Annotated in this window: 19 protein-coding genes and 5 pseudogenes; 9 read left to right on the top strand and 15 right to left on the bottom strand. The window is 58.5% G+C overall.

The window, feature by feature from the left end; all coding sequences use genetic code 11:
- The first annotated feature begins 3 nt into the window (after positions 1-3).
- The gene (locus AC1DUP_RS33550; RefSeq protein ID WP_477836861.1) at positions 4-771 is read left to right on the top strand and encodes an LON peptidase substrate-binding domain-containing protein; all 768 of its coding nucleotides are present in this window, start codon (positions 4-6) and stop codon (positions 769-771) included.
- 416 nt (positions 772-1,187) lie between these two features.
- On the opposite strand, the gene AC1DUP_RS33545 is transcribed toward AC1DUP_RS33550, so the two are convergent.
- From AC1DUP_RS33545 to AC1DUP_RS33520, 6 genes are all read right to left on the bottom strand, one after another.
- A complete protein-coding gene (locus tag AC1DUP_RS33545; protein ID WP_477836860.1) occupies positions 1,188-2,027 on the bottom strand; it encodes an SDR family NAD(P)-dependent oxidoreductase in 840 nt (279 codons plus the stop codon).
- Positions 2,028-2,229: 202 nt separating this feature from the next.
- A complete protein-coding gene (locus AC1DUP_RS33540) occupies positions 2,230-3,327 on the bottom strand; it encodes an ABC transporter ATP-binding protein (RefSeq protein WP_113309792.1) in 1,098 nt (365 codons plus the stop codon).
- Positions 3,328-3,337: 10 nt separating this feature from the next.
- Positions 3,338-4,189: a carbohydrate ABC transporter permease gene (locus tag AC1DUP_RS33535; RefSeq protein WP_477836859.1), complete on the bottom strand. Its 852-nt coding sequence runs from the start codon at positions 4,187-4,189 to the stop codon at positions 3,338-3,340.
- Positions 4,186-5,103, bottom strand: a complete 918-nt coding sequence (locus tag AC1DUP_RS33530) for a carbohydrate ABC transporter permease (RefSeq protein WP_113309790.1) — start codon at positions 5,101-5,103, stop codon at positions 4,186-4,188. Before AC1DUP_RS33530 ends, AC1DUP_RS33535 begins: the two co-directional genes overlap by 4 nt.
- Positions 5,104-5,164: 61 nt before the next feature.
- Complete coding sequence (locus AC1DUP_RS33525) at positions 5,165-6,403, bottom strand: ABC transporter substrate-binding protein (protein WP_113309789.1); 1,239 nt, start codon at positions 6,401-6,403, stop codon at positions 5,165-5,167.
- Between the two features lie 107 nt (positions 6,404-6,510).
- Complete coding sequence (locus tag AC1DUP_RS33520) at positions 6,511-7,206, bottom strand: GntR family transcriptional regulator (RefSeq protein ID WP_113309788.1); 696 nt, start codon at positions 7,204-7,206, stop codon at positions 6,511-6,513.
- A gap of 60 nt (positions 7,207-7,266) precedes the next feature.
- Between AC1DUP_RS33520 and AC1DUP_RS33515 the strand changes: the two genes are divergently transcribed.
- Positions 7,267-8,409 (top strand): mandelate racemase/muconate lactonizing enzyme family protein, encoded by a 1,143-nt coding sequence (locus tag AC1DUP_RS33515; protein WP_477836858.1) that lies wholly within the window; start codon positions 7,267-7,269, stop codon positions 8,407-8,409.
- 130 nt (positions 8,410-8,539) lie between these two features.
- On the opposite strand, the pseudogene AC1DUP_RS33510 reads toward AC1DUP_RS33515, so the two are convergent.
- Together AC1DUP_RS33510 and AC1DUP_RS33505 are read right to left on the bottom strand one after the other, a co-directional pair.
- Positions 8,540-8,830 (bottom strand): annotated as a pseudogene (locus AC1DUP_RS33510) (alpha/beta fold hydrolase); the annotation flags it as partial.
- A gap of 508 nt (positions 8,831-9,338) precedes the next feature.
- On the bottom strand, positions 9,339-9,686 hold the full coding sequence (locus AC1DUP_RS33505) for a hypothetical protein (RefSeq protein ID WP_113309787.1): 348 nt from the start codon (positions 9,684-9,686) through the stop codon (positions 9,339-9,341).
- Positions 9,687-9,936: 250 nt separating this feature from the next.
- Here AC1DUP_RS33505 and AC1DUP_RS33500 point away from each other — a divergent pair.
- A pseudogene (locus AC1DUP_RS33500) lies at positions 9,937-10,038 on the top strand (integrase); the annotation flags it as partial.
- A gap of 298 nt (positions 10,039-10,336) precedes the next feature.
- On the opposite strand, the gene AC1DUP_RS33495 reads toward AC1DUP_RS33500, so the two are convergent.
- Both AC1DUP_RS33495 and AC1DUP_RS33490 read right to left on the bottom strand, forming a co-directional pair.
- On the bottom strand, positions 10,337-10,942 hold the full coding sequence (locus AC1DUP_RS33495; protein WP_113309786.1) for a BA14K family protein: 606 nt from the start codon (positions 10,940-10,942) through the stop codon (positions 10,337-10,339).
- Positions 10,943-10,982: 40 nt separating this feature from the next.
- The gene (locus AC1DUP_RS33490; protein ID WP_113309785.1) at positions 10,983-11,381 is read right to left on the bottom strand and encodes a DUF1236 domain-containing protein; all 399 of its coding nucleotides are present in this window, start codon (positions 11,379-11,381) and stop codon (positions 10,983-10,985) included.
- 302 nt (positions 11,382-11,683) lie between these two features.
- Between AC1DUP_RS33490 and AC1DUP_RS33485 the strand changes: the two are divergent.
- The 4 genes and pseudogenes from AC1DUP_RS33485 to AC1DUP_RS33470 all read left to right on the top strand — a co-directional run.
- Positions 11,684-11,848, top strand: a pseudogene (locus AC1DUP_RS33485) (histidine kinase); the annotation flags it as partial.
- A gap of 70 nt (positions 11,849-11,918) precedes the next feature.
- A pseudogene (locus AC1DUP_RS33480) lies at positions 11,919-12,308 on the top strand (response regulator).
- Positions 12,309-12,393: 85 nt separating this feature from the next.
- A complete protein-coding gene (locus AC1DUP_RS33475; RefSeq protein WP_477836857.1) occupies positions 12,394-13,503 on the top strand; it encodes an AI-2E family transporter in 1,110 nt (369 codons plus the stop codon).
- 1,426 nt (positions 13,504-14,929) lie between these two features.
- On the top strand, positions 14,930-15,208 hold the full coding sequence (locus AC1DUP_RS33470; RefSeq protein WP_162748531.1) for an MDR/zinc-dependent alcohol dehydrogenase-like family protein: 279 nt from the start codon (positions 14,930-14,932) through the stop codon (positions 15,206-15,208).
- Positions 15,209-15,337: 129 nt separating this feature from the next.
- Here AC1DUP_RS33470 and AC1DUP_RS33465 read toward each other — a convergent pair whose 3' ends face one another.
- The 4 genes from AC1DUP_RS33465 to AC1DUP_RS33450 form a co-directional block, all read right to left on the bottom strand.
- Positions 15,338-16,111 (bottom strand): SDR family oxidoreductase, encoded by a 774-nt coding sequence (locus tag AC1DUP_RS33465; RefSeq protein WP_113309780.1) that lies wholly within the window; start codon positions 16,109-16,111, stop codon positions 15,338-15,340.
- A gap of 35 nt (positions 16,112-16,146) precedes the next feature.
- Positions 16,147-16,941 (bottom strand): SDR family oxidoreductase, encoded by a 795-nt coding sequence (locus AC1DUP_RS33460; protein WP_113309779.1) that lies wholly within the window; start codon positions 16,939-16,941, stop codon positions 16,147-16,149.
- 167 nt (positions 16,942-17,108) lie between these two features.
- Positions 17,109-17,999, bottom strand: coding sequence for a LysR family transcriptional regulator (locus tag AC1DUP_RS33455; protein ID WP_113309778.1), 891 nt, complete (start codon positions 17,997-17,999; stop codon positions 17,109-17,111).
- 57 nt (positions 18,000-18,056) lie between these two features.
- On the bottom strand, positions 18,057-18,992 hold the full coding sequence (locus AC1DUP_RS33450) for a LysR family transcriptional regulator (RefSeq protein WP_113309777.1): 936 nt from the start codon (positions 18,990-18,992) through the stop codon (positions 18,057-18,059).
- Positions 18,993-19,098: 106 nt separating this feature from the next.
- On the opposite strand from AC1DUP_RS33450, the pseudogene AC1DUP_RS33445 reads away from it, so the two are divergent.
- Together AC1DUP_RS33445 and AC1DUP_RS33440 are read left to right on the top strand one after the other, a co-directional pair.
- Positions 19,099-20,127 (top strand): annotated as a pseudogene (locus tag AC1DUP_RS33445) (zinc-dependent alcohol dehydrogenase family protein).
- A gap of 41 nt (positions 20,128-20,168) precedes the next feature.
- The gene (locus AC1DUP_RS33440; protein WP_162765518.1) at positions 20,169-20,756 is read left to right on the top strand and encodes a hypothetical protein; all 588 of its coding nucleotides are present in this window, start codon (positions 20,169-20,171) and stop codon (positions 20,754-20,756) included.
- Between the two features lie 227 nt (positions 20,757-20,983).
- Here the strand turns inward: AC1DUP_RS33440 and AC1DUP_RS33435 are convergent, their stop codons facing one another.
- Positions 20,984-21,964 carry a 3'-5' exonuclease gene (locus AC1DUP_RS33435; protein ID WP_162748530.1) on the bottom strand — a complete coding sequence of 327 codons (981 nt, stop codon included), beginning with the start codon at positions 21,962-21,964 and terminating at the stop codon, positions 20,984-20,986.
- Positions 21,965-22,348: the final 384 nt, after the last annotated feature.

Genomic DNA, 22,348 nt, shown 5'->3' with positions numbered 1-22,348 from the left:
CTCATGCGCGATTTCCGCGATGCCAAAGCTATGGCGAAAACGCTACGTGAAGCGCTTCACGCCAAATCTGTCACCTCCACCAACAGTGTGAGCCAGGAGCTCGTTGCTCGAATTCTTGGCTATCGAGACTGGAACGTATTGGCCGCAAGGATCCAAGCGACCCAGTTGTCTGCAACCTCCGTGCAGGCTAACACGCTTTTCCAGCCGGGGGGATATTCCCATCGTTCCTATGGGACATGGTCCTGTTTCCGCACATCATCTCGCGGATTTTCGTGGCCCGAGATAAAACAAGGCAGGCGGTCGAACACGCCCTTGTCGGATAGGCGCGTTGTCGTTGTCGCCCAGAGACATGTCACCGATGACCGCCCTAGCACTCTTGATGCTCTCCATCCGGTGGGCGTCATTGCAAATGTGGTCGATCGCCAGACCCAGGTGGACGGAGCTCTCAAGGTCACCGTCTGCGGGCTTCAGCGAACAGGCATCGTCCGCATTAGCGATGGCGAGCTCCTGGCGGCGGAGGTCACGCCGATTGGAGAGCAGCGTAGCCAATTAAAGGAGGTAGCCGCTCTCTCAAGTGCGGTTCTCGATGCGTATCAGACCTACGCTCAGCTCGATTTTTTCGCGCTTCCACCAGGATCCAAAGCCCGCTTCGGCCTGCCTTCGACCAGCGATCCGAGCCTGTTGGCCGACACGGTCGCTCCGTTGGTATCGACTAGCATTGAACAAAAGCAGCAACTCCTGGAAACTAGTGACGTGGTGACTTGTCTCTAGAAGCTTATCGAGCTGATGAGCGCCGGCCGCGTCGCAAATCCTCGAAACCAGTTGCGGCGCTCGATCTGGTGACGCAATCTACGGCCATCAGTGGACGGTGGGTGCAAGGGTCGGTTCCCGACCTGACTGATCGACGTAATCCCACTGGGCCCATCAATCGCGTGATACACGAGAAACGTGGAATGGCAGCTCCTCGAGTGGCGGTGAAGCCCTCGCCGACAAAAAATGGCCCTAGCACAAGCGGCTCGGGCCAAGAATTTTTGGTGACACAGCACGGGAGGAAGTGCTGCGATGTCTTGACAGTAGTCGCCAATGGTTAACACTTGGTTAACCATGAACGAGGCGTGACAAAGCATCCCGGAGACCCCAGCGCTTTCGCCCGAGGGCCTCTGCGACTGGTCTGCCGAAAAGCAAGGTCAGAGCTTCTGCTGCGCGATTGCGCTGAAGCGAAGCGCCCTTCCATCGGCTGCCACCAAACTCTTCATTTCCTTTTCGAGTTCGTCGCGATCGTCAACGCCGCGCAACAGACGACCAGCAAGCACGTCGAAACGGCCAGCAGCGATATCTGCGATCAGGAGTGCAGCGCGTGAGCGATCGATGTCGATACCATCGTCGAAGAGCTTCTGGATGCCAGGCAGATAGGTCCTACCAGCTTCGGAAAACAGCTGCATTTCGGTCATCGCGCTTCGGACAAGCCCAGGGTCCACTGCAAAGGCGCGTACGTTTTCAGCAATCGTCGTATCGTTGAGGCACTCGGTCAGTCGCATGACGGCAGCTTTACTAGAGGCATAACCCGAGCCATGTGGAAAGCTGTTGCCTGTTCCACCACCAACAAGGTTGATGATGCGGCCCTTGCCGCGCTCCAGCATTTTCGGAGTTACGGCGCGCGATGTGTGGAAGGTTCCGCGCAGATTGATCTCAACATCTCGCCACCAGACGAGCGGATCACACTCCCACACCGGACCGAAAGCCTGGAAAGAGCCATGGTTGTTGACCAGGGTATCGACTGGACCCAATTCGGATCCAATTCGGGCAAAAGCGCTTTCGACGGCGCTGTATTCGGTCACGTCGGTCCTCACGGCGATCGCTCGCCCGCCCTCGCCTTCAATCAGCGCGACTGTTTCCTCGATCTCGGTAGATGTTCGCGCAAGGACTGCGACCTTGGCGCCCTCCCGTGCCTGCTGCAGCGCGATTTCCCGACCAATTCCCCTACCGCCGCCAGTGACGACTGCTACTGTGTGCGTAAGCCGGGCCATTTTGTACTCCTCTTTCGGTTGTGGGGTCCGTGAGCTGCCAGCAGTATCTAGATAATGCCGCCTGATGATCAATGCCTTCGCCGGGCGCACTCACATCTGGGCGATGTGACGCTGCCCAATTTCACCCTCGGTACAAGCGCACCGAAAGACCACACGGGTCCTTTTATCCCTAAACCGGTGAGGGCATGGCTTAACCTGAGCATTAAATTTGCTGATGAGTTGGACCAATCGCGATCCGAACCTCTGTCTCGGCGTCGAAGAGGTTGATGCTCTGCGGATCGACCCCAAACCGAACCTGTTCGCCTCTCCGGCCCTGAAAACGCGGTTCGGCTCTTGCCACGATCGCATGGTCGCCCACCTTCACGGTCACCATCGTGTCTGGACCGGTCGGTTCCACGACATCGATCACACCCTTGATCGCCGCGTCGTCGCTGTCGACTATTTTGAACTCTTCCGGCCTTATGCCGAGAAAGCATTCGCGGGAACCTGCCGCCTCTTTCGAAGCGCTTATGTGAACGACAACACCCTCGCTTTCGAAGCGGCTGGCCGTGCCATGGGAGATCAGTCTACCCCTGATGAAGTTCATAGCCGGCGAACCGATAAAACCGGCAACGAACATGTTTGCGGGCCGTTCATAGATCGTCCTGGGATCGGCGAGCTGCTGGACATGCCCGCCCTTCATGACGGCAACCTTGGTGGCCAGGGTCATCGCCTCGATCTGGTCGTGGGTCACGTAGACGATCGTGGTACCGAGCCGTTCGTGTAGCCGCTTTATCTCGGTTCGCATCTCCACCCGCAGCTTCGCGTCGAGATTGGACAGCGGCTCGTCGAAGAGAAACAGATCCGGACTGCGCACGATTGCGCGCCCCATGGCGACGCGCTGCCTCTGGCCACCCGAAAGGTTCGCCGGGAGCCGATCCAGAAGGTGGGTGATCTGCAGCATCTCCGCCGCTTTTTGAACTTCCGCCCGGCGTTCCTCTTCAGAAACACCCCGCATCTCGAGCCCAAACCCGATGTTCCGCGCCACCGACATCGTCGGGTAAAGGGCATAGGACTGAAACACCATGGCGATGTTTCGATCCCTGGGCGGGAGTGCTGTAACCGATCGCTCACCGATCGCGATATCACCATCGGACGGCTCGTCGAGCCCGGCAATGATGTTGAGCAAGGTAGACTTGCCGCATCCCGATGGTCCCAGGAGCACGAGGAAACCGCCGTCGTCGAGATCGACGTCCACGCCATGCAGCACCTTCAGGGCGCCATAGGACTTCTGAATCTTTCTGATCGATAGTGTCGCCATTGTACTGCCCTTAACCCTTAACCGCGCCCGCCGTGAGTCCCTGAACCATCGTGCGCTGGACGATGGCGAACAGGACGACAACAGGCAGGATGCTGAGGATGCCGCCGGCAGCGAGCACGCCCCACGGCAACTGGAACTCCCCGACCATCAATTGCAGGCCGACGGGCCAGGTCCGCGACCCCTGCCCTGTCGTCAGCATCAGTGCGAAAATGAACTCGTTCCAGGCCGCGATGGCGATGAACACCGAGCTCGCGACCAGGCCGTTTCGCGCCAGGGGCAAGATGATACGCCCCATGGCGCCCAAACGAGTGGACCCGTCGATACGGGCAGCGCTTTCCAACTCTTTCGGAGCGGCGTCGAAAAAGCCTTTGAGCATCCAGACGAACAAGGGAAGCAGGAAGCTCGTATAGGCGAGCGCCAAGCCGAAGCGGCTATCTACCAGACCGACCGTCCGCATCATCACGAAGAGCGGAATGATCACCATCACGGCGGGGAACATGCGAACGAGCAGATAGCTCAGCATCAGTCTGTCGCGTCCTCTGAAGGATAGCCGTGAGAAAGCATAGGCTGCCAACGTTCCGGTCACGACGCAGATCGCCACGGTTATCGCCGTCACCACGAAGCTGTTGGTGATCAGGACGGGGAAGTTCGACTGGGTCCAGATCGCGCGATAATTCTGAAAGGTGATGGACCGGGGAATGTACTGCATCTGGGATGTCACGATGTCCGCTTCGTTCTTCAACGAGGTCAAGAACATCCAGACGATCGGTCCGAGGCAGAAAATCGTCATCGTGAAGAGGACGATATAGGTCAGGATGTCGGCCATTAGGCGGCGACCACGGCTGGTCTTGAACATTGTCATTCTTTCGTGACCTGCGTGAATCTGATGTAGAGGCTCGCGAACACCATGAGGATGACGAACATGACGACCGAGAGCGCACCGGCATATCCGAAGTTGAATTCGCGATAGGCGGTCTGGAACGCATAGAGCGACAAGACCTGGGTGGCGTTACCTGGCCCGCCACCGGTCAGGACGAGCAGCAGATCCGGTGAGTTCACCAGGCTGATCACCCGCAGGATGACGGCGGCAGTGATCACTGTCCGCAGCATCGGCACGGTGATCAGCCGGAACTGCCGAACCGGCCCTGCGCCATCGACGGCGGCCGCCTTGTAGAGATCCTCGGGTATGCCCTTCAGCCCGGCCAGAAACAACAGTGCGAAAAACGGAAAGCCATGCCATGCCTCCACGAGAATGGTCGCCGCCAAGGCCGTGGCGGGCTCGGCGAACCACGCCTTGTAGGTGCTCAACACACCAATTCGCACAAGCAGGTCGTTGATGACTCCCAGCCGCGGATCCAGCAGAAGTGCCCACATGTGGCCCGCAACGACGTTGGGCAGGAAATAAGGAAGCAGGATCAAAACGCCGAAGAGTTTTGTGCCCGGCACATTGCGGTTCAGGGCCACCGCGGCGATGAACCCGAGCGTCACCTCGATCGCGATTGCCGCAGTCACCCAGATCGCCGTGTTTTTCAACGAGATCCAGAAGACGCGATCCGACATCATCGCGATGTAATGCCTGGCCCCGACCCAGCCGTTGAGGGCCGGCCGGGTGAGGCGCATTTCCCTTACGCTGATGACGAAGCCGTAGAGAGTCGGATAGGCGACGACCAGCAAAAGCAGGATCAGGCTCGGAAACAGCAGGAGGTAGACCCAATAGCGTGTTTCAGAAAGATCACCGAGCTTGGCGACTGGACCGCGGTGCAAGACTGATTTCATGTTTTCACGGCACAGGCCGTCCTCTCGGACGCGTCGACGTTTCGTCGCCACGTCAGTTTCATCACCGGAGGGCGGTTTCCAGACCCTCGATCATGCGATCGACGGCCTGTTCGGAAGTGAGTTGACCCGTGAGTACGGACTGGAAGGAAGGATTGACCACATTTTCCGACCAGCCGGCAGCACCCACGAAGCTGTTCGGCAGCCGGCCGAAGTCGAGCGTCTGCGAGGCCGCCTGATAGATCGGGTTGGACTTGATCCGCTCGTCGTCGAGCGCGGCGGTCGATGCCGGGAAATAGCCGGTCGCCTCCAGCAAGGCTATCGCCGCATCCTTTTCGCCCCAGAAGCTGATCCAGTCCCAGGCAGCGTCAATATTGTCGTCCTTCATGATGCCGTTTCCGGCATAGGCCACTCTGGCGATATGCGTCTTCGGTCCCGCCGGCATCGGCGCTGTGGCGAACTGTACCCCAGGCTTCAAGGCAGCCGAAATTTCGATCAGCGATCCGGTATGGTGCCACACCATCGCCGTCTGGCCAGTGCGAAAACCTTCCATGATCTGACGATAGCTGTCGTTCGGAGCACTCGGAGGAACAACCTTGTCCTTAAGGAAGAGATTTGAATAGAAGGTGATTGCCTCGACCGCAGCGCTCTTGTCGATCGCCGCCTGTCCGTCCTTAACGATCGGCGACCCGAAGGCCTCCATGACATCGATGACATACTTGAAAGCGCCGGCTCCGCCCCGCATGCCGAAGGCAAAGCGGCCTTTTGCCGGGTCGGTGAGCTTCTGGCAAACGGTGACGAATTCCTCGAAAGTCTTTGGCGGTCCGGACAGGCCGGCCTCCTCGAAATAGTCCTTTCGATAGTACATCCAGTCGACGAACGCATAGGCGGGAACGGCGTAGATCGCACCATCCTGGGACATGCCGGTCCATCGGTTTTCTGGAAGATTGGCTTTTCCCTTCCACCCGTTAACGCGTTCGGAGATGTCGGTGAGCGCACCCATCGCCGTGAGATCGGCAAAACGTTCGGCGATCACCATCCCGGTATCAGGCCGCCCGCCGGCCACGACGGCGGACGATACCTTGGCCATGTATTCCGAGTTCGGGATGCTTTCCTGAGTGACCGTAATGTCCGGGTGGGACTTGCCGAAGAGCTCGATAATCTTCATCAGACCCGCGACTTCCGACTGGCTGGCAAAATGATGCCAGTAGCTGATCGCCGTGGCCGCACTCGCGGAGCGGACGCCGCTGGCGAGCGCCAGAGCCGCCGTCGCAACAAGAAATTCGCGTTTCGTGATCTGCATTTCTCATCCTCCCAGATATCAGAATTGTGATCTGATCGATCAGTCGGAGATAGCAGCCTTTTGATTTCGCGGCAATAGCCGAGTTGCCCCAGGGGAAAACCCTGGAATCAGGCCAAGCCGAGATTGCGGTTTATCGCGGCCTGGAAATGCGCTTGAAGCGCCCTCTCGGCGGCATCGGCATCCCTTGAGGAACACGCTTCGAGGATGTCCAGGTGCTCTCTCAGGGTCCGCATCAGGATCGGCGGCGTCATCTTGCGGTCCAGCCGCAGCAGGCGCAGGTAATTGTGCATTCGGCGATAGGCGATATCGATCAGAGGATTGCGCAAAATCGCGATGATCTGACCATGAAGATCCAGCTCAAGCCTGTCCATTTCCGCGAGGTGCTCAGGCGTCATTCCATCCTTCTCAACCTTGCGCAATAGCCTGGAATGGCGGACTTCCAGACTGTTCATCGTGTCCTCACCGGCCTCCTCGGCGAATGCGCGAACAGCTGAACGCTCGACGATCGCGCGGAATTGAAAGGTCGCACGGGTCAGCTCGAGGCCAGGCCGCACAAACTGGATGCCGGAACGAGGATGGATCGTCAGGATGCCTTCGGCCTCAAGCATGCGTAGCGCGTCGCGCAACGGCGCGACCGGCACGCTGACGATCGCCGACAGCTCGCTCTGTGAAATGAACGCGCCGACCGGCACCTTGCGCTCGAACAGGCTTTCGAGGATTCGCTCGTAGGCGACATCGCTCAGCCGCGGCGCAGATATGTCCGGGGTCGCTGGTTTCGATCTACGCTCTTGCGATTTTTTCATCGATCCGATATTACCTCTGATAGATCAGTTATCCATGTAAAGCGATCAGAAAGCACTTTTATGCCCATTTCCGGATTTCGTATAACCCGATTTCAATTCGCCCGCGACAGGGTAATCGGCGACAGTCAGGTCCGCGCTGACGATGTCAACGTGGCGGCGCTGGAACTCATCGGCGAAAGCGGCAAGATCGGACTGGGTTTCATTCAGACGCTCTTCCACCCTCTGCCGGATCAGGCGGAGATAGAGGCGGTCTTCAAACATGAAGTCTGGCCCGGCATCGTCGGACAGGAGGCGATCGGCGTGGTTCATCGTGTCAGTCGCCCGCGCGGTGGAAACCAGCGTGCCTTTTCGCTGCCGTTTCATGAAGCTCTTCAAGTCGCCCTCTGGGACCTTGCCGCCAAAGAGGCGGACTTGCCCCTGCACAAGCTCCTGGGAAGCCGTCGCGACCGGGTGCGTGCCTATGCCAGCGGCCTCGATTTCCACCTGAGCGACGCTGCATTCTGCGCGCTTTTTTCGCATGCGGCCAGCCTTGGCTATGAAGCGTTCAAGATCAAGGTCGGCCATCCCGACTTCCGGCGGGACATGCGTCGGCTCGATCTGCTGAAGGAGGTCGTCCCGGCCGGGTCGCAGATCATGATCGATCCGAACGAAGCCTGGAATTCCAAGGAAGCGCTTGTCAAACTGACGGCGATCCGCGATGCGGGCCACGAACTCCTTTGGGCGGAGGATCCGATCCTGCGACACGACTTCGAGGGCCTTCGCACGCTCCGTCACGCCGTCAACTGGACGCAAATCAACAGCGGCGAATATCTGGACGCAAACGGCAAGCGGCTCCTGATGGAGAATTTCGGCACCGACCTGCTCAATGTTCACGGTCAAGTCACGGACGTCATGCGGATCGGATGGCTCGCCGCCGAGCTTGGCATTCCGGTCAGTCTGGGGAATACGTTCCTGGAGGTCGGCGTTCACATGGCCGCCGCGCTTCCGGAAGTCGAATGGCTGGAATATTCGTTCCAGAATTTCGATCATCTCGTCGAGCAGCCGATCGAAATCACCAACGGCTTCGCCTATGCTCCGGCCCGGCCCGGGCACGGTCTCGTTCTGAGCGAAACCGCCCGCAAGGAATGGTCCCGCCCGCGCCGCCTTGACCGATCGGAACTTGGCGCAGCACCGATCAACCCGCGCCTTCCGGCATACAGCTAAACCTGCGACTGAAAGCATACCTGTCGCAGGAGTGAGAAGAAACGAACTGCTACGGTTGACGAACGAGATGCCGATTCCCAATCGCTATTCCCGGCGATCTGATGGCGACGCATTACGGCCAGCGCGCGTCTGTCGGCTTGTCGATCCTCCTCAGGTCTTGTGTGTAGTCGATCTCGGAAAATTCGCGGATGCAGTCGTACTCACGCTTGATGCCGCCCATCAGCCAGAGGGATTCGGGAAGGCTCTCGTTGATCGTCGCCCCCTCGCGATTGAAACCATAGAAGGGCAGCGCCAGATTTCTGAAGAACTGCGATCGATCAAGCGCCGTGCTTTTGCGGATTCCGTCAAACGCCTCTAACGGTAATCCTTCCGGATTTTCGTCGGTTTTCAACATCAGGGGCGTGACCGCACAGGCGAGAACATCCTGCAGTTGAAGGGCTCGGTCGGTCGCAGCGACACCGTCCTCGAGAGAGGTTATCGGCTCCTGCACCATCGACACATTGCGCCGTCCTTCTCCAGGATTTCGAAGAGTGCGCGGAATGTCGAGGCATCCGCAACGGCTCCATGCACGAGAACGATGTTTTTGACGTTTTCGGCCTATGCCGCCGAAACGCCAAGGGCCACGACGGCGAAGGCCGTGGCAGTCACCAGACTTCTGATCCTATTCATGACGGTCGCTCCGTAGTCCTTCAACGAGCGAGACGAATATCTGACTAGAAATGCGACGAATTGTTCTTATGCAGCCTTTGAAAACCTGACACGATGATGATCAGCCGGCGCGGGACCGCCCCGTCGCCGCGTGTTCCGGATTTGGGTCGGCGTTGCGACCGATGGCACTCGTCGGACCCAATACTGACCTGCAGCGCGTCCCCTTGGTGCCGGGAATTGACCGGTTTTTCAATCGCAGAAAGGCGAGGAGGCGAACGCGCTTAAAGAGCATTGTCCGATAGGGTTCCGCGCAATCCAATATTTTCTAGAGGAAGATCAGGATGATGAAGGCCTATCAGCGCGAGCACGACAAGCAGGACCGTCGCGAATGCTGACGAAGCAATACCGAGGTTGGGGCTTCTCAACTTCTGCGTTAAGAACCACACCGGAACTCCCGCCAAAAGGGCGAGGCCCCGAAAGACCAAGAACTCGCCAAATCCCCGCGCGATAATTTCAGATGGCGAGCGGATCAAGCCCAGGATGGTTTCAAACCCGAGAACGGACTCATTCAGGTTCAAGAAAAAGCAGCTAAGAGCGAGGCGATCGAGGATACAAATAAAAGCCTGCATCCTGCCCCCTGACATTACACGTCGACGTCAATTGACCCTAGCACGCTGCCCGTTTCCGTTGTGTTATTGCAGCAGTTAAAATTGGCAAGATGCCCCGATGGACAGGTGGCGAAAGCAATGGACGATGGCTCTCGTCCCCAGCGGGAGAATTAGACCCAAGCCGAGTTCCGAGGCGAAATAGCACCAGTTTGCGATGCTGGCTGCATGGTCGCCTTGACGGGATTGATACCAACCACGCTGCGGTTCTGTGGAGGCGATGCAGCAATCCCTGCACAAATCGGTCACCCAGGCGGCAAGCTATTACAATAATGCGGAGCGAAAGAACGGGCGTGCTGCGCGCCTTGTCATATAGCAAACCCGCTGTTCGGCCGCGTCAGACTGACGCGTCCAGGGGCGCCATTCTGGCTCGCTCTTTACAAAAAAGCCTCGGCTCCAGCTCTGATTTCATGGCCTGAAACGCGCCCAGATCGCCGCCGAGGGCTCCGCACTTGCCGCCACGATTGGCGAAGAATTCTTCGACCAAGGCTCTATCGGCGATGCATTTGGCGGTTTGAGGACCGTGGCCTTAATCAGGAAAACGACAGAAACGACGGCTCCCTGAGCACGGAGCGGCTGTGTGATCACCGCGCTCAGCCGCCGGGCATGCTGCTTCAATAGGCGGCCGAGGCGACGACCTGACGAGCCGGAGGGACACAGGCTCTGCGGGGGCCATCATAGGGCTGGTAGCTGTTGTCCTCTGCGCGATAGGACCGGTACCGGGCCGCGCATGCCGCCGCCGCGGCACCGTCTGCTGCCCCGACTGCCCCGACTTCCTCTAGCCTCGGAGCCGATACGGCCGTCGTCATAGACGCGGTAAACGGCGAGGTACAGGCTTTTGTCTGTCCGCTATAGGCCCGGTAGCTGTTGGTGGCGGGATCAAACGATCGGTAATGGTCTGCGCACCATTCGAGGTGCTCGGCCGACAGCTGTGGCATCGGCGGCTCCGGTTCCGGTGGCACAGCCGCATGGATACGAGGCGTGATCGCGGGCTTCGGCACGTCGGTGACATAGCTGGAAAAAGCTGCGGGGACGCGCTCGTAATTCTGACTGGCAACGTCGACGCGTACGGGTTTCGTCGTCCAGAGATCTGGTGACGAGAGGCTCCCGACCGTGCGGGTCTCGGGATCGGCCAGCACAACGGAGGCGACTGAGCAGGCAGCAATGCACACGCCGATAGAACTAGCTATACCGAACGCAAGGGAAGCGATGGCCTTCATGATCCCATATTCCTACTTGTTTCGAAGAAGACCGACCTGGTCAGTTGATGACTTGGATGACCTTGCGGGAAGATGGCTCGACGATGACGCGCTCGTCGTTCACGATCGCATAGGCATAATTCGGGTTCTCCGGAACCGGCGTCACGACCACCGTTTGCGGCAGTGGCTGGCCGACTACCACCTTCTCCTCGATGACGACGCGGGTCGACGGAGCCGGGGCTTCCTGGACATAGGTGACGACCTTCTGCGGCGACGGATCAACTACTGCGCCGACGATTGCGCCAGTCACACCGCCGACTGCTGCACCGACCGGACCGCCGACAATCGCGCCGGTGACTGCCCCGCCTACAGCCCCATTGACGGTGGACGACTGGGCGAAAGCTGCACCCGACATCAGGGCTGCCGAAACGACCGCACCTGTGACGATCTTGTGAAACATCTCATCCTCCTTTGTGATGCGGCCAACCGACCGCAGCCAAAGAACGGTCGATTATGCACTCTGTTCCACGCATCGGACTTTGGTCCGGGGGCAGGATTTCTGAACGACCCAACTCAAGGTTCCCCAAAACCAGCGATGCCAGCGCCCTCCTCCGCCCAACGAGCAGTGCGCTCAACCGTGACTGCAAGCCGTTCGAGAACGGCCTGTCGCTCAGGGTGCCCGAGTTCTGCGAATGTTGGGCCTGTCGTGTTCAACTGTCTTTCCTCTTCAGAGAGCGATCTCGGCGTGCGGCGGCCGAACCCGGTAGCGACGCACCCAAGGCCGGCCTCGGCACCGGCATCGTCGAAGCGCTGGCAAGGAATCTACAGGGCGAGATCCAGCTGAGCGATGCAAGCCCCGGAACCGCAGTGACAATCAGTCATCGCGGCGACGCCGACCGCCGAACTAGAATTCCGGTGGCGGCATAGGAACGTATTACTCACTGAAACGCTAATTTGAGCCAGGGCTTTCCCGGCTCACACGAAAATCGAGCGACAAATGTTTAATGGCAAGGCGGTCGTCCTGGTGGTCGAAGACAGCGCGATCATTCGAATGGGCGCCGTCGACCTGGTGCAATCTGCAGGCTACGAGGTGCTTGAGGCGAGCAACGCCGACGAGGCAATTCGTATCCTGGAATCGAGAGCCGACATCGACCTGGTGTTCACCGACGTACAGATGCCGGGAACGATGGACGGCATCAAGCTATCCCACTACATCCGCAATCGATGGCCGCCGGTGAAGTTGATCGTCGCTTCCGGCAAGGCAATACTCGATTAGACCAGCCTTCCTAAGGGAAGCCGGTTCTTTTCAAAGCCATACAGCAATCATACCATCGCAGACGCAATGGCAGTTATGCTTTCGGGCGACTTTAGGATTCCCACGGCATAAAGGAGCCCTCGGGCGCCGAAGCTGTCTTGTGCCAAATTCTCTTGTATAGATAGCAGGGAAAGAGCCGGTCAGGAACAAGGCAGACATGTCAATTCAGCGTACGAGCTTTTACGTCCTTCTGGCGCTGGTGACGATCGCGTTCATCTGGCTGCTTATCCCCTATTACACCGCTGTCTTTTGGGCCGTCATCCTCGCGATCATCTTCTTTCCCGTTCACAAGCGACTGGAGCGTTTGTTAGGGGGCCGCCGCAGCATTGCCGCCCTGCTGACGGTGTTGATGTGCATATGCCTCGTCATCGTACCGGCAATGATCATTCTCGGCTCTCTTATCCAGGAAGGAACCAGCCTCTACCAACGGATCAGCAGCAACGAAATCGATCTCAATGGATACCTGGTCCGGATCCAGAATGCCCTCCCCGCCTTCATCGACAATTGGTTGACCTCACTGAAGCTAGGCGGTTTTTCGGAACTGCGCGGGAACATCTCCTCGGGCGTCGTGCAGGCAAGCCGCTCGGTCGGCGGCAGCCTGCTCAGTTTTGGTCAGAACACGCTGCAGTTCTTTATCAGCTTCGGGATCATGCTTTATCTACTCTTCTTCATGTTCAGGGATGGCGCGGACCTCAGCGGCAAGATCCGACATGCAATCCCGTTGAGCGATGACTATACGCGGCAGTTTCTCGACAAGTTTTCCGCTGTCGTTCGCGCCACCGTCAAGGGAAACATCATCATCGCGATCGTCCAGGGCATGATCGGTGGCGTGGCATTCTGGGCTGTGGGGATTGAAGCCGCCTTGCTATGGGGTGTGACGATGACATTCCTGTCGATGCTGCCCGCAATTGGCGCGGCGCTCGTATGGGTTCCGGCCGCCATCTGGCTGGTCCTCATGGGGGCCTGGCTGAAAGCATCGATCCTCGTCGTCGTCGGCGTATTCGTGATTGGGCTGATCGACAATCTGCTGCGCCCGCCGTTGGTCGGCCAGGGAACGCGGCTGCCCGACTACGTCGTGCTGATCTCGACAGTCGGCGGCATCTCCCTGTTCGGCATCAATGGCTTCGTCATTGGCCCCCTGATCGCCGCCTTGTTTATCGCGGCGTGGTCGCTGTTCGCCGAACAGCAGAGCGCTGAAGAGCAAAGTCCAAAAGTATTGGATGAGAATTCACCGGCTTCCCGGCGCTTTAACAACGGAGGGGAGTGACGACGCGCAAGTGATGGACGAGCTTGCGAGCCTGTCCGATAGATGCGGCGGATCGTTCCCACGCCGACGCCCGGAGAACGCGGAACAATCATGGCACAAATTCGTATCCACCACCGCACGTTCTTACATTCCTTCTCAGAGATGGGCTGTTGAATGAAACAGACCATCCTGTCACTGGGCGCGCACGACTGCCCAGGCCAGCAGATCGTGGCAAGCCGCGTGCGGCATCGAACACAGCTGATGTTGTTCCCCAGAGAACTGAAACCCTATCCCCTGGCGTATGATGATGGGGGCCGCGGAGGGCTGCAGCGGTGTGGGGAAATCGGTACTCACCGTAAGGTTTTTCCTCGGCCTCATCGGAACTTTGCACGCGTCTCTAAGTTGTACGCAAGGATCGCGCGGCGACGTACTTCGTTCTGCTCGCCCCAGCAGGCGTCGTGCGATCCACCTGTGCGAAATCCCTGTGAAACTAGCCCGCTTCGGCGGGCTTCTTTTGGCGAGAGCCACGCGTTTTCGCGGATATCGTTCTGGTTGGCGCAGGCAGTCTCCAATCTCGCATCGAGCGTGAGCAGGTACCCCCGGCGTAGCGTTGGCGATTGCATGGCAACAGATCGTACTGCCGCTTACGCAAAGAGCGGAACCATGCAAATTAGTTCTTCATTTGAGATCTGCAGAGTACATTTTCCGCGGCTGCCTTAAGCAAATCAATTACGCTCGTCGGTGCCTGATTAACTAGTGCATTCTCCAGAATATCGGCAATTTTGCTCGCCCCGGAGCCGTCCTCAAAATCCGGATAAACCCGCCGAGGATCACGAAGTTTTTCTAGGAGCACTTTCAGGTCTGCGGTCATGCACATGAACGACCAATTCGTTCGGATGTTCCGCGATCTCCCCGCATGGATCGGCGGCGCACTTCTGCGCACTTATTCTAGCCGTCAGGATTCCGGCCTATCTCAGGTCAATCCGCCGGTAGGCATTAGTCAAGTGCCCCTCCTGAGATGAGCGGGCGGTTGGGCCAGCAGGCATTGACTATAAGCGGGGGGCTTTAACGTCCGTGGCGTGCAATTCGTGCGCGTACGATTCGTATTGTGTTCCCCAACAGACTGCACTGCAACGATACGTTCACCTGACGACAGGCTCAATCTAACCTTTTCACGATCACGGCAATATTGGTGTAGGAAGGGCATCTGTTCAAATGCAACTTTCGACCGGCATGTCGGCGTCACCGCTGGCGCGCGCTGATGGACGGCCGTAAGCTCAAGCCGGGACAGTCGGTCTTCATCTACAGCGCCTCCTGTGGTGTCGGACAGGCGGCGATCGCCATCGCCAAAGTGTTCGGGGCAGTCATCACCGCGCGCGTTGGGCCCTCGTCCCTTGCCAGTTTCGCCGATTGGAGCTGGCGGGGGTGCTGGATTACACTCTAGCCCTTGCCGGAACACCTGAAGGGCGCGTTCGACGTCGTCTTCGACTGTCATGGCCGCCTGACGTCCGGGCAAGAGGCCTTCCTGACCAAGCGCTCAGGTATCGCGGCGGACATCGATCCGAGTGTCGGCAATTCAATCAGATCGCTGATCTCATCGAGACACAGCTTCGTCAGGGGCGTGCTAAGCACATCCATCCTGCAAAAGATCGTCGATTTGGCCACCGCCGGCCAGTTCACGATACCGATCAACCGCACCGCCCCCTATCCGAGGCGATCGCCCTGATCAGCGATCTCGAAGTCGGCAACCGGCTTCCAGGCAAATCCGTAATTGTGATGGGTGACGAAGGGGCACGGGTATGATGCGCCAGGATAACCGTCTCGGTTTTGGAATGTGAACACGGCAAGGAACCGCTCAGAACTGCCAATCGACGAGTTGCTCGCCGCCGGAGACCTCAAGCACAGTGCCTGTAACGTAAGGGTTGGTCATCAGGAACACCGCAGCGTGCCCCACGTCGGCCGGTTGACCGATCCGGCGCGCTGGGAAATTGGCGCGCACCTTTTCGCGGACATCAGCGGCGTCTGTCGCGGAAAGGAAGTTCCAAAGTTCGGTATCGATGAACCCAGGCCGAATGGCGTTTACCCTGATCGGGCCAAGTTCGAGCGCCAGCGAGCGCGCCAGGGCCTCCACTGCGGCAAAAGTCGATGTGACGCTCGTCATTCCAATCTTCGAACGAGCAGCGATCCCACCGGTCATAAAGGTGATCGACCCATTGGAGGAAAGTTTTGGTACAGCATAGCGTGCACATGCCCAGGAGCCGAGAAACTTGCTATCGCCGTAGCTGCGCACACCCCCCATGTCTTCGTCCATGAATGCACCCCAGCTGCCATCGGTCGGCCCCGCGGAGACAAGCAAATGATCCAGATTGCCAATAGCATCAAAGGAAGCCCGAACGGCGTCCTCATCGCTAATGTCGAGCACTAGCTGCTCGAAGGGCGCCAGCTCTGGATGGTCTGCTTCGGAATCCGAGCGCCGACTGGCGACCGTTACGCTCGCTCCCGCCGCGTGAGCGGCCTGAGCGATGCCGAGCCCGATCCCTGTTTTGCCACCCACGACGACCACACGTTTTCCGGTGAGATCATAGGAAGGTGATTGCGAACCCTTCAGCTCGCTCTGTGCCGTTGTCATGATAAGCTTCCTTGAATGGTCTTTGTCTGATTAAGCTATGCGATCTGCCTAAGCACGCCGCCGTCCACACGCATGGCGGACCCGGTCGTGCCTGATGCTTGCTCCGAGCAAAGATAGACGACCATGTTGGCCACCTCTTCCGTGCTGGTGAACCGATTGATGAGCGTCGTCGGGCGCGTGGCGTTTAGGAATTGCTGTTCTGCTTCTTCCCGGGTGATGCCCTGCTCTCGAGCGGTCCCCGCCATCCAGTTCGACATGATTTCAGAGTTCGTCGGACCGGGAAGCACCGAATTGACCGTCACGCCCGTCTCGGCAACCGTCTCCGCCAGACCTCGCGAGATCGCCAACTGCGCCGTCTTGGTCATGCCGTAGTCGATCATATCCTTTGGGATTGCGAGTGCGGATTCGCTGCTGATGAACACGACACGCCCCCAGCCGCGCGCGGTCATCCTCGGCAGGTAATGGCGCGATGCACGAACGCCACTCATGACGTTGAGCTGAAACATGCCCAACCAGTCTTCATCTGTAAGATCGGAGAAGGGTTTGGGATTGGCTGTGCCTGCGTTGTTGATAAGAATGTCGGCATCAGGCGCTTGGGCTGTAAGAACCGCGCTGCCATCCTTAGTGGCCAGATCCGCAACGACGCCGGTGATCTCGATGTCTGGGAAGAGCGCCTTGACTTCAGCGACCGCTGTGGAGACCCGCGCCTCGCTACGACCGTTGATAACCACGGATGCGCCAGCCCGCGCCAAGCCTTCTGCGATCGCCCGGCCAATGCCCGCGGTGGATCCGGTGACGACTGCTTTGCGGCCTTCAAGCGAAATGTTCATGATCGTGTTCTCGATGAATTGCGACGATCACTGTTTGTAGCGCATGTCGAAAATCACGATAATACGGACGAATAGAATGTAATTGATGCTATATTGGAATAAATAGCGTCGAACTTTCTCACACTACGATGCTTGTTGCCGGAAATTACCGAGGCGTTAAAATGCCGCTAGAGCCGCGCTTCGAGCGACGCGGCGAGGAAGTCGGTCACGTGCCGAACCCGCGCAGAAACCAGCCGACGCTTCGGCCAGACGAAGCTGATGTCCCTTGTGCCCTGAACATATTCGCCGAGGATCGTCACCACGTCCGGATGCGAGAGCTCTCCAACAAGGGATGCTTTGGTGAACATGCCGATCCCAACGCCTGAAAGCACACCCGCACGGATCGTCTCAATGCTGTTTGAGGTAAGGTTGCCGCGCACTGCGACGCTGAAGTGACCTTCTGGACCGACGAACGGCCAATTCGCCGACTCCTTGAAGCCGCCGTAGACGAGGCAATTGTGATCTGCAAGGTCGGCAGGCTTTGTGGGAATACCATGCTTTTCAAAATACCGGCGAGATCCGACGCATACCAGAGGAGTTTTTGCCACCCGTCTGACAACGGCATCGGGCTCTTCGACAGACCCCACTCTTATCACCAAATCGACCCGATCCTCGACCATGTCCCGCATGAGATCTGATAGCACCAGATCCACTTTGAGCCTGGAAAATCTGGACAGCAGATCCGGAATGAGTGGCAGGATATGAAGTCGACCGAGGGTGGTGGGGACAGCAATGCGTATCGACCCCGACATGTCGACCGCGCTGCCTATGACCTCGCGATTGGCGTCGTCGATCTCCTCGAGCAAGGGCTTCATCCTGTCGAAGTATCTTTGTCCTTGATCCGTCAAGGTGACGTTTCGGGTGCTGCGATTGAAGAGTGCGACGCCCAGACGGTTTTCGAGCGCACTGATCGCTTTGCTGACTGCCGGCTGCGACGTGCCCGTTCTGCGGGCGGCTGCCGTAAAGCCGCCCGTCTCGACGACCGCAAGGAACGCCTCGAGCTCGGAAAGCCGGTCCATCTTATTCCTTCACGGTATGGAAGGATGGAAGGTTTCCGACCATTCCTGCACATACATTTACATACATGCATCATCCCTCCCAGCGCTGTTCGAAGATGATGCTTGCTTCGGCAACTCCGTTACGAGTGCATCTACGGCCGACCGCACCCGGGTTGGCAGGTGGGCGCCATCCGGCCACAAAGCCCAGACCTCGTGCACATGCGGAGGCATCTGTCGCATCACGGGCACGAGCTCTCCAGCCTCGACACGTTTCCTCACGAGCCAGTACGGCAGCCACGCCAGTCCGAAACCGTCTGCCGCGGCGTCTGCTATGGCGTCGATGTCGTCAAACCGGAGCCGGGAGACAGGATTGAATTCATAGGGGGCACCGTCCTGCTCGAGCATCCAGGACTGTACCCTCCCAGCGCGGGAATACGTCACAGTGTCATGGGCGTCGAGATCTGAGATGGTTTCTGGAACGCCTTGCCTTTCGAGGTAGGCCGGCGCGGCATAGAGCATTGTCTCCTCATGGCCGACCCGACGGATGCGCGTACCCGCGGCATTGCCCGGCGAACCGTTTCGTATCGCGAGGTCGAAGCCGTCCTCCAGGAGATCGACCTTACGATCGCTGAAGCTGAGTTCGAGCTCAAGGTCGGGGTTTTCTCTGGCAAGCCTGGTGAGGATTGGAGCGACACACATGCGACCGAAGAGAACAGGCATAGACACCCGAAGCTTTCCGCGCGGCGCGCTCGATCCCGAATCCAGCGCGGCCTCGACAGCGCGAAGTTCCGCCATCGCCCGCTGGCAATGCTCGTAGAAAAGCTGCCCATCCGCCGTGACGTTCTGATGGCGGGTGGTTCGGTCGAACAGCCGGACATTCAGACCTGCTTCAAGGCGGGCGACCGCCCTTCCGACCGAAGAGCGTGACAGGTTCAGCCGTCGCCCGGCTTCGGAAAACCCTCCGGTATCCACCGCGGAGACGAAAACAGGGATGTCGCTCATGGAAATCGTCATAGATCATTGTAGCGTTCTACGCACCATAGTCGAGCAAAAACTGCGCAACTGGTGCGCCGTCCGAGGTGGTACCTTCCAGTCATCGGAAATCGGAAGGATTAAATCCATGCAAAACCTCATGATGCGTTGGGAACTATCAGCCTTCAGCCGGGACGGACTGAGCCTTGAACAAGTGCCAGTCCCAATGGTGGAGGGCAGACGAGGTGCTCGTCAGGGTCAATGCGGTCGCACTCAATTATCGCGACCAGGACGTTATTGCCGGGCGAAGGGGCGCGTTCAACCTGCCAATCACCATTGGATCGGACATGTCTGGTACGGTTGTCGAAGCCGGCAAGTCAGTTGAAAACGTCGCTGTCGGAAATCGGGTGATCTCGACATTCTTTCCAGACTGGAAAGATGGTCGCCCTCTCGGGTCGGGTCGACATCCAAACTACCAATCCCTTGGCGGTCACTATCCGGGTGTCTTGAGCGAATACGTCTCTTTTCCGGGGGCATGGCTGACGAATGGCCCATCATCACTCGATGAGGTCGAAGCCAGCACGCTTCCTTGCGCGGGGCTCACCGCCTGGTACGCGCTCGAAGAACTCGGCCGAGTCGAGAAGGGTCAGACCGTCCTGATCGAGGGAACGGGCGGCGTCGCGATCTTCGCGCGCAGATCGCCAAGGCAAAAGGTGCGACCGTGATCCTCGTTTCCGGAAGCGACGAGAAGCTCGAACGGGCGAAGGCGCTTGGCCTTGCCGATTTCGTGATCAACCGAACGCGAGAGGACTGGGTCGGTAAAGTCTACGACATTACGTCGGACCGCGGCGTCGACCACATTCTCGAGATTGTGGGCGGTCCTCATCTGGCCAAGGCGCTCGAAGCCGTCACGCCGGGCGGCCGCATATCGATGATCGGCGTTTTGGAAGGCGGGCAATTGTCAGCCTCGGTTGGCCCGCTCCTTTTAAAGGGTCCTGTCATTCAGGGGATCGCCGTCGGCCATCGTCGCGCGCAGGAAAAGCTTGTGAGGGCGATCGACGACCTTCATATCAAGCCGATCATCGACGCCCGCTACGGCCTGGCGGATCTCCAGAACGCTTTGGACCACCTCACCCATGGTGCTTTCGGCAAGATCGTCGTCGACTTCTCTCTTTGATCGAACAACGGAAAAGGTGAACCATGTACCGTCGAGATTTCATGAAGACCACAGCGTTCTTCGGTGCCGCAGTAGCAGGCGCCGCTGCCATCGCATCGGGTGCCGACGCAACCAACGGCGTTGAACTGAACGAGCTGGGATCCCAAGGTAAGAGCATTGCGAGGCGGATCGGGCTGTGGGATTTGAACGAAACCCGCTGGACGAAACCGGGCGCCGAGCCTGAGACATCGACAGGGCTTGTGGCGGAACGCTTCATGATGGGTGCGCTGCTTCAGGAAATCATCCGGCCAGCGGACGATATCTCGCGACGGGCCGTGCAAAGAACCGATTTCCTGACGTTCGACCGCGTAGAAGCCCGATGGCAATATGTCTCGTTCGATATCCGGGATCCGGTCGGCCTGATGCCCGCCTGGAGCCGGAATGCTGGTGACGGTAAAACGATCGATCTGGATTTCTTCCCGATCGCCGCTTGGAGCGATGGCGGAAGTGCTGGGACCCTTATGCGAATGCGTCAGGTGACACGGTTCGATGGGCCGGACTCTGACAGCAAGGATCAATATTTCACCTTGGCCAACGGGGAAGGCATCGAATGGTTGGGGCATCGATATAGTTACAGTCGGCGTGGTTGAATCAGATCTGGCTGGCGTCTCCGGACCGAAGCCTTCACAACCCGAGAAAAGCTTTCGCCTCCTGTCGCGACAGCGTCTCCACATCACTTGAGCCTGGAGGCCATGTATGGGGGAAAACGGATCAATTCCGGATTTTCCAGATCTGCCTTCCGGAAATTAGGCGAGAACTCGAAGATCGATATGATGTTGAACCAACGTATAGCCCGAAGGTGGGCTGAATTGAGCTATCAGGCCCGGAACCGATCGAAAGCAGTGAGGCGTTTGGTTGGTGGATCGGCGTCTGGATAGCAGTAGATTTCGGCCCTGAGATAGCGGAGTTCATCATCGAATGCTTCTTCACCAACCTCGATCCACCAGGATTTGGGACGGCCGTCGCTTCCGTCGGACCAGCGATAGCCTCGCGCCTTCAGGTGGTCCTTCATATCGAACGGGCTGTTCTCAGCAAAGATCCGGACACGCGACCTCTGGCTTGCTTCATAGAGTTCGACAAAAGCGGTGGAAGCCGATCCCTCCACCTCGCGAGCCAGAACCTCCAGAAGAGCAAAGCAATCATCAACAGCACGATGACCATCATGGAAGTAGCCCGCCTGCCCGATCAGGTAGGCGAGCTTGGTCCCTTCATATCCCCGCGACGACCAGTCGATCTCGGAGTTGGAGCAAGCCCAGGCCTTGCCGGAAAACAGGTCAGAAAACGCCTCGCAAAAGGGCCGGTCGAAACCGGCATTGTGAGCGATCAGCAGATCGGCTGGCTCGATCAATGCCTGCAACGCTGCCATATCAATTGACTGCCCGGCGACCATGTCGTTGGTGATCCCGGTGAGCCTGGTGATCTCACTAGGAATGGAAATGCTCGGCTGCTGAAGTCCACCGTAGATGCCCGTCACGTCACCGAAATTTCCTGTCGCATCGAAGGTGAATGCGATCACGCCAATCTCAATGATCTCATGATTGCCAGCTTTGAGGCCCGTGGTCTCGGTGTCGAGAATGATGCCCTTGAGGGGGTACGCTGGCCGGGCGAATGGCGCAATTGCGCGTGGCACGAGTTTCGTGAGGATCCGATATCGACCAGTCTCCGACAGATGTCGGACCATGTCCTCTTCACTCATGGGGATGGCATGCTTGGCGGTTTCGGCAGATTCGGTGGTGCTTCGCGTGACCACATGGTCGCACGGAGCCTGCTCCGAAAACATGTCAAACTGTTCTGCCATTCCTGTTGTCAAAGCCCCACCGCCGATCTTCCACCTTCAAAACACGGCACGATCGGCAGATCAACCTTGTTGGTCGGGGCGCGATGCCAGCTAACCTGGCCAGCGAGGTTTGCAATCGCGAAGTTTCACACGGTGACCGCTCTTGGGTCGCCGGGCAGACCCATCCAACATAGGAAGGGCATACCAGCTGTAGCAGGAACTCCGAAAGCCGTTCGCCTCCCGCAAGACCGGTCAGGTCGATGGCTCGGAGTTCCGCTGGATGAGCGGGGAGAAAACTTTCGCCGCGGCGGCGTGATAGTCCGTGATAGCGACAGTAAGAGCAACCTGCATTCCAAGTTCCGTGTAGCGGCGGAAGACGTCCTTCGCGGACGATGGTGATGTGAG

Source organism: Rhizobium sp. 01L419, assembly GCF_056400025.1.
The sequence above is the reverse complement of the archived record's forward strand: the minus strand, read 5'-3'. Positions and strand labels throughout refer to the sequence as shown.

What these genes read in the sequence shown, in the direction of transcription:
- AC1DUP_RS33540 (WP_113309792.1), bottom strand. Translation starts at nt 3,327, where the DNA reads ATGGCGACACTATCGATCAGAAAGATTCAGAAGTCCTATGGCGCCCTG.
- AC1DUP_RS33525 (WP_113309789.1), bottom strand. Translation starts at nt 6,403, where the DNA reads ATGCAGATCACGAAACGCGAATTTCTTGTTGCGACGGCGGCTCTGGCG.
- AC1DUP_RS33450 (WP_113309777.1), bottom strand. Translation starts at nt 18,992, where the DNA reads ATGACGATTTCCATGAGCGACATCCCTGTTTTCGTCTCCGCGGTGGAT.
- AC1DUP_RS33495 (WP_113309786.1), bottom strand. Translation starts at nt 10,942, where the DNA reads ATGAAGGCCATCGCTTCCCTTGCGTTCGGTATAGCTAGTTCTATCGGC.
- AC1DUP_RS33530 (WP_113309790.1), bottom strand. Translation starts at nt 5,103, where the DNA reads ATGAAATCAGTCTTGCACCGCGGTCCAGTCGCCAAGCTCGGTGATCTT.
- AC1DUP_RS33505 (WP_113309787.1), bottom strand. Translation starts at nt 9,686, where the DNA reads ATGCAGGCTTTTATTTGTATCCTCGATCGCCTCGCTCTTAGCTGCTTT.
- AC1DUP_RS33515 (WP_477836858.1), top strand. Translation starts at nt 7,267, where the DNA reads ATGCCCATTTCCGGATTTCGTATAACCCGATTTCAATTCGCCCGCGAC.
- AC1DUP_RS33460 (WP_113309779.1), bottom strand. Translation starts at nt 16,941, where the DNA reads ATGAACATTTCGCTTGAAGGCCGCAAAGCAGTCGTCACCGGATCCACC.
- AC1DUP_RS33465 (WP_113309780.1), bottom strand. Translation starts at nt 16,111, where the DNA reads ATGACAACGGCACAGAGCGAGCTGAAGGGTTCGCAATCACCTTCCTAT.
- AC1DUP_RS33550 (WP_477836861.1), top strand. Translation starts at nt 4, where the DNA reads ATGCGCGATTTCCGCGATGCCAAAGCTATGGCGAAAACGCTACGTGAA.
- AC1DUP_RS33435 (WP_162748530.1), bottom strand. Translation starts at nt 21,964, where the DNA reads ATGGCAGAACAGTTTGACATGTTTTCGGAGCAGGCTCCGTGCGACCAT.
- AC1DUP_RS33455 (WP_113309778.1), bottom strand. Translation starts at nt 17,999, where the DNA reads ATGGACCGGCTTTCCGAGCTCGAGGCGTTCCTTGCGGTCGTCGAGACG.
- AC1DUP_RS33535 (WP_477836859.1), bottom strand. Translation starts at nt 4,189, where the DNA reads ATGACAATGTTCAAGACCAGCCGTGGTCGCCGCCTAATGGCCGACATC.
- AC1DUP_RS33490 (WP_113309785.1), bottom strand. Translation starts at nt 11,381, where the DNA reads ATGTTTCACAAGATCGTCACAGGTGCGGTCGTTTCGGCAGCCCTGATG.
- AC1DUP_RS33545 (WP_477836860.1), bottom strand. Translation starts at nt 2,027, where the DNA reads ATGGCCCGGCTTACGCACACAGTAGCAGTCGTCACTGGCGGCGGTAGG.
- AC1DUP_RS33475 (WP_477836857.1), top strand. Translation starts at nt 12,394, where the DNA reads ATGTCAATTCAGCGTACGAGCTTTTACGTCCTTCTGGCGCTGGTGACG.
- AC1DUP_RS33520 (WP_113309788.1), bottom strand. Translation starts at nt 7,206, where the DNA reads ATGAAAAAATCGCAAGAGCGTAGATCGAAACCAGCGACCCCGGACATA.
- AC1DUP_RS33440 (WP_162765518.1), top strand. Translation starts at nt 20,169, where the DNA reads ATGAAGACCACAGCGTTCTTCGGTGCCGCAGTAGCAGGCGCCGCTGCC.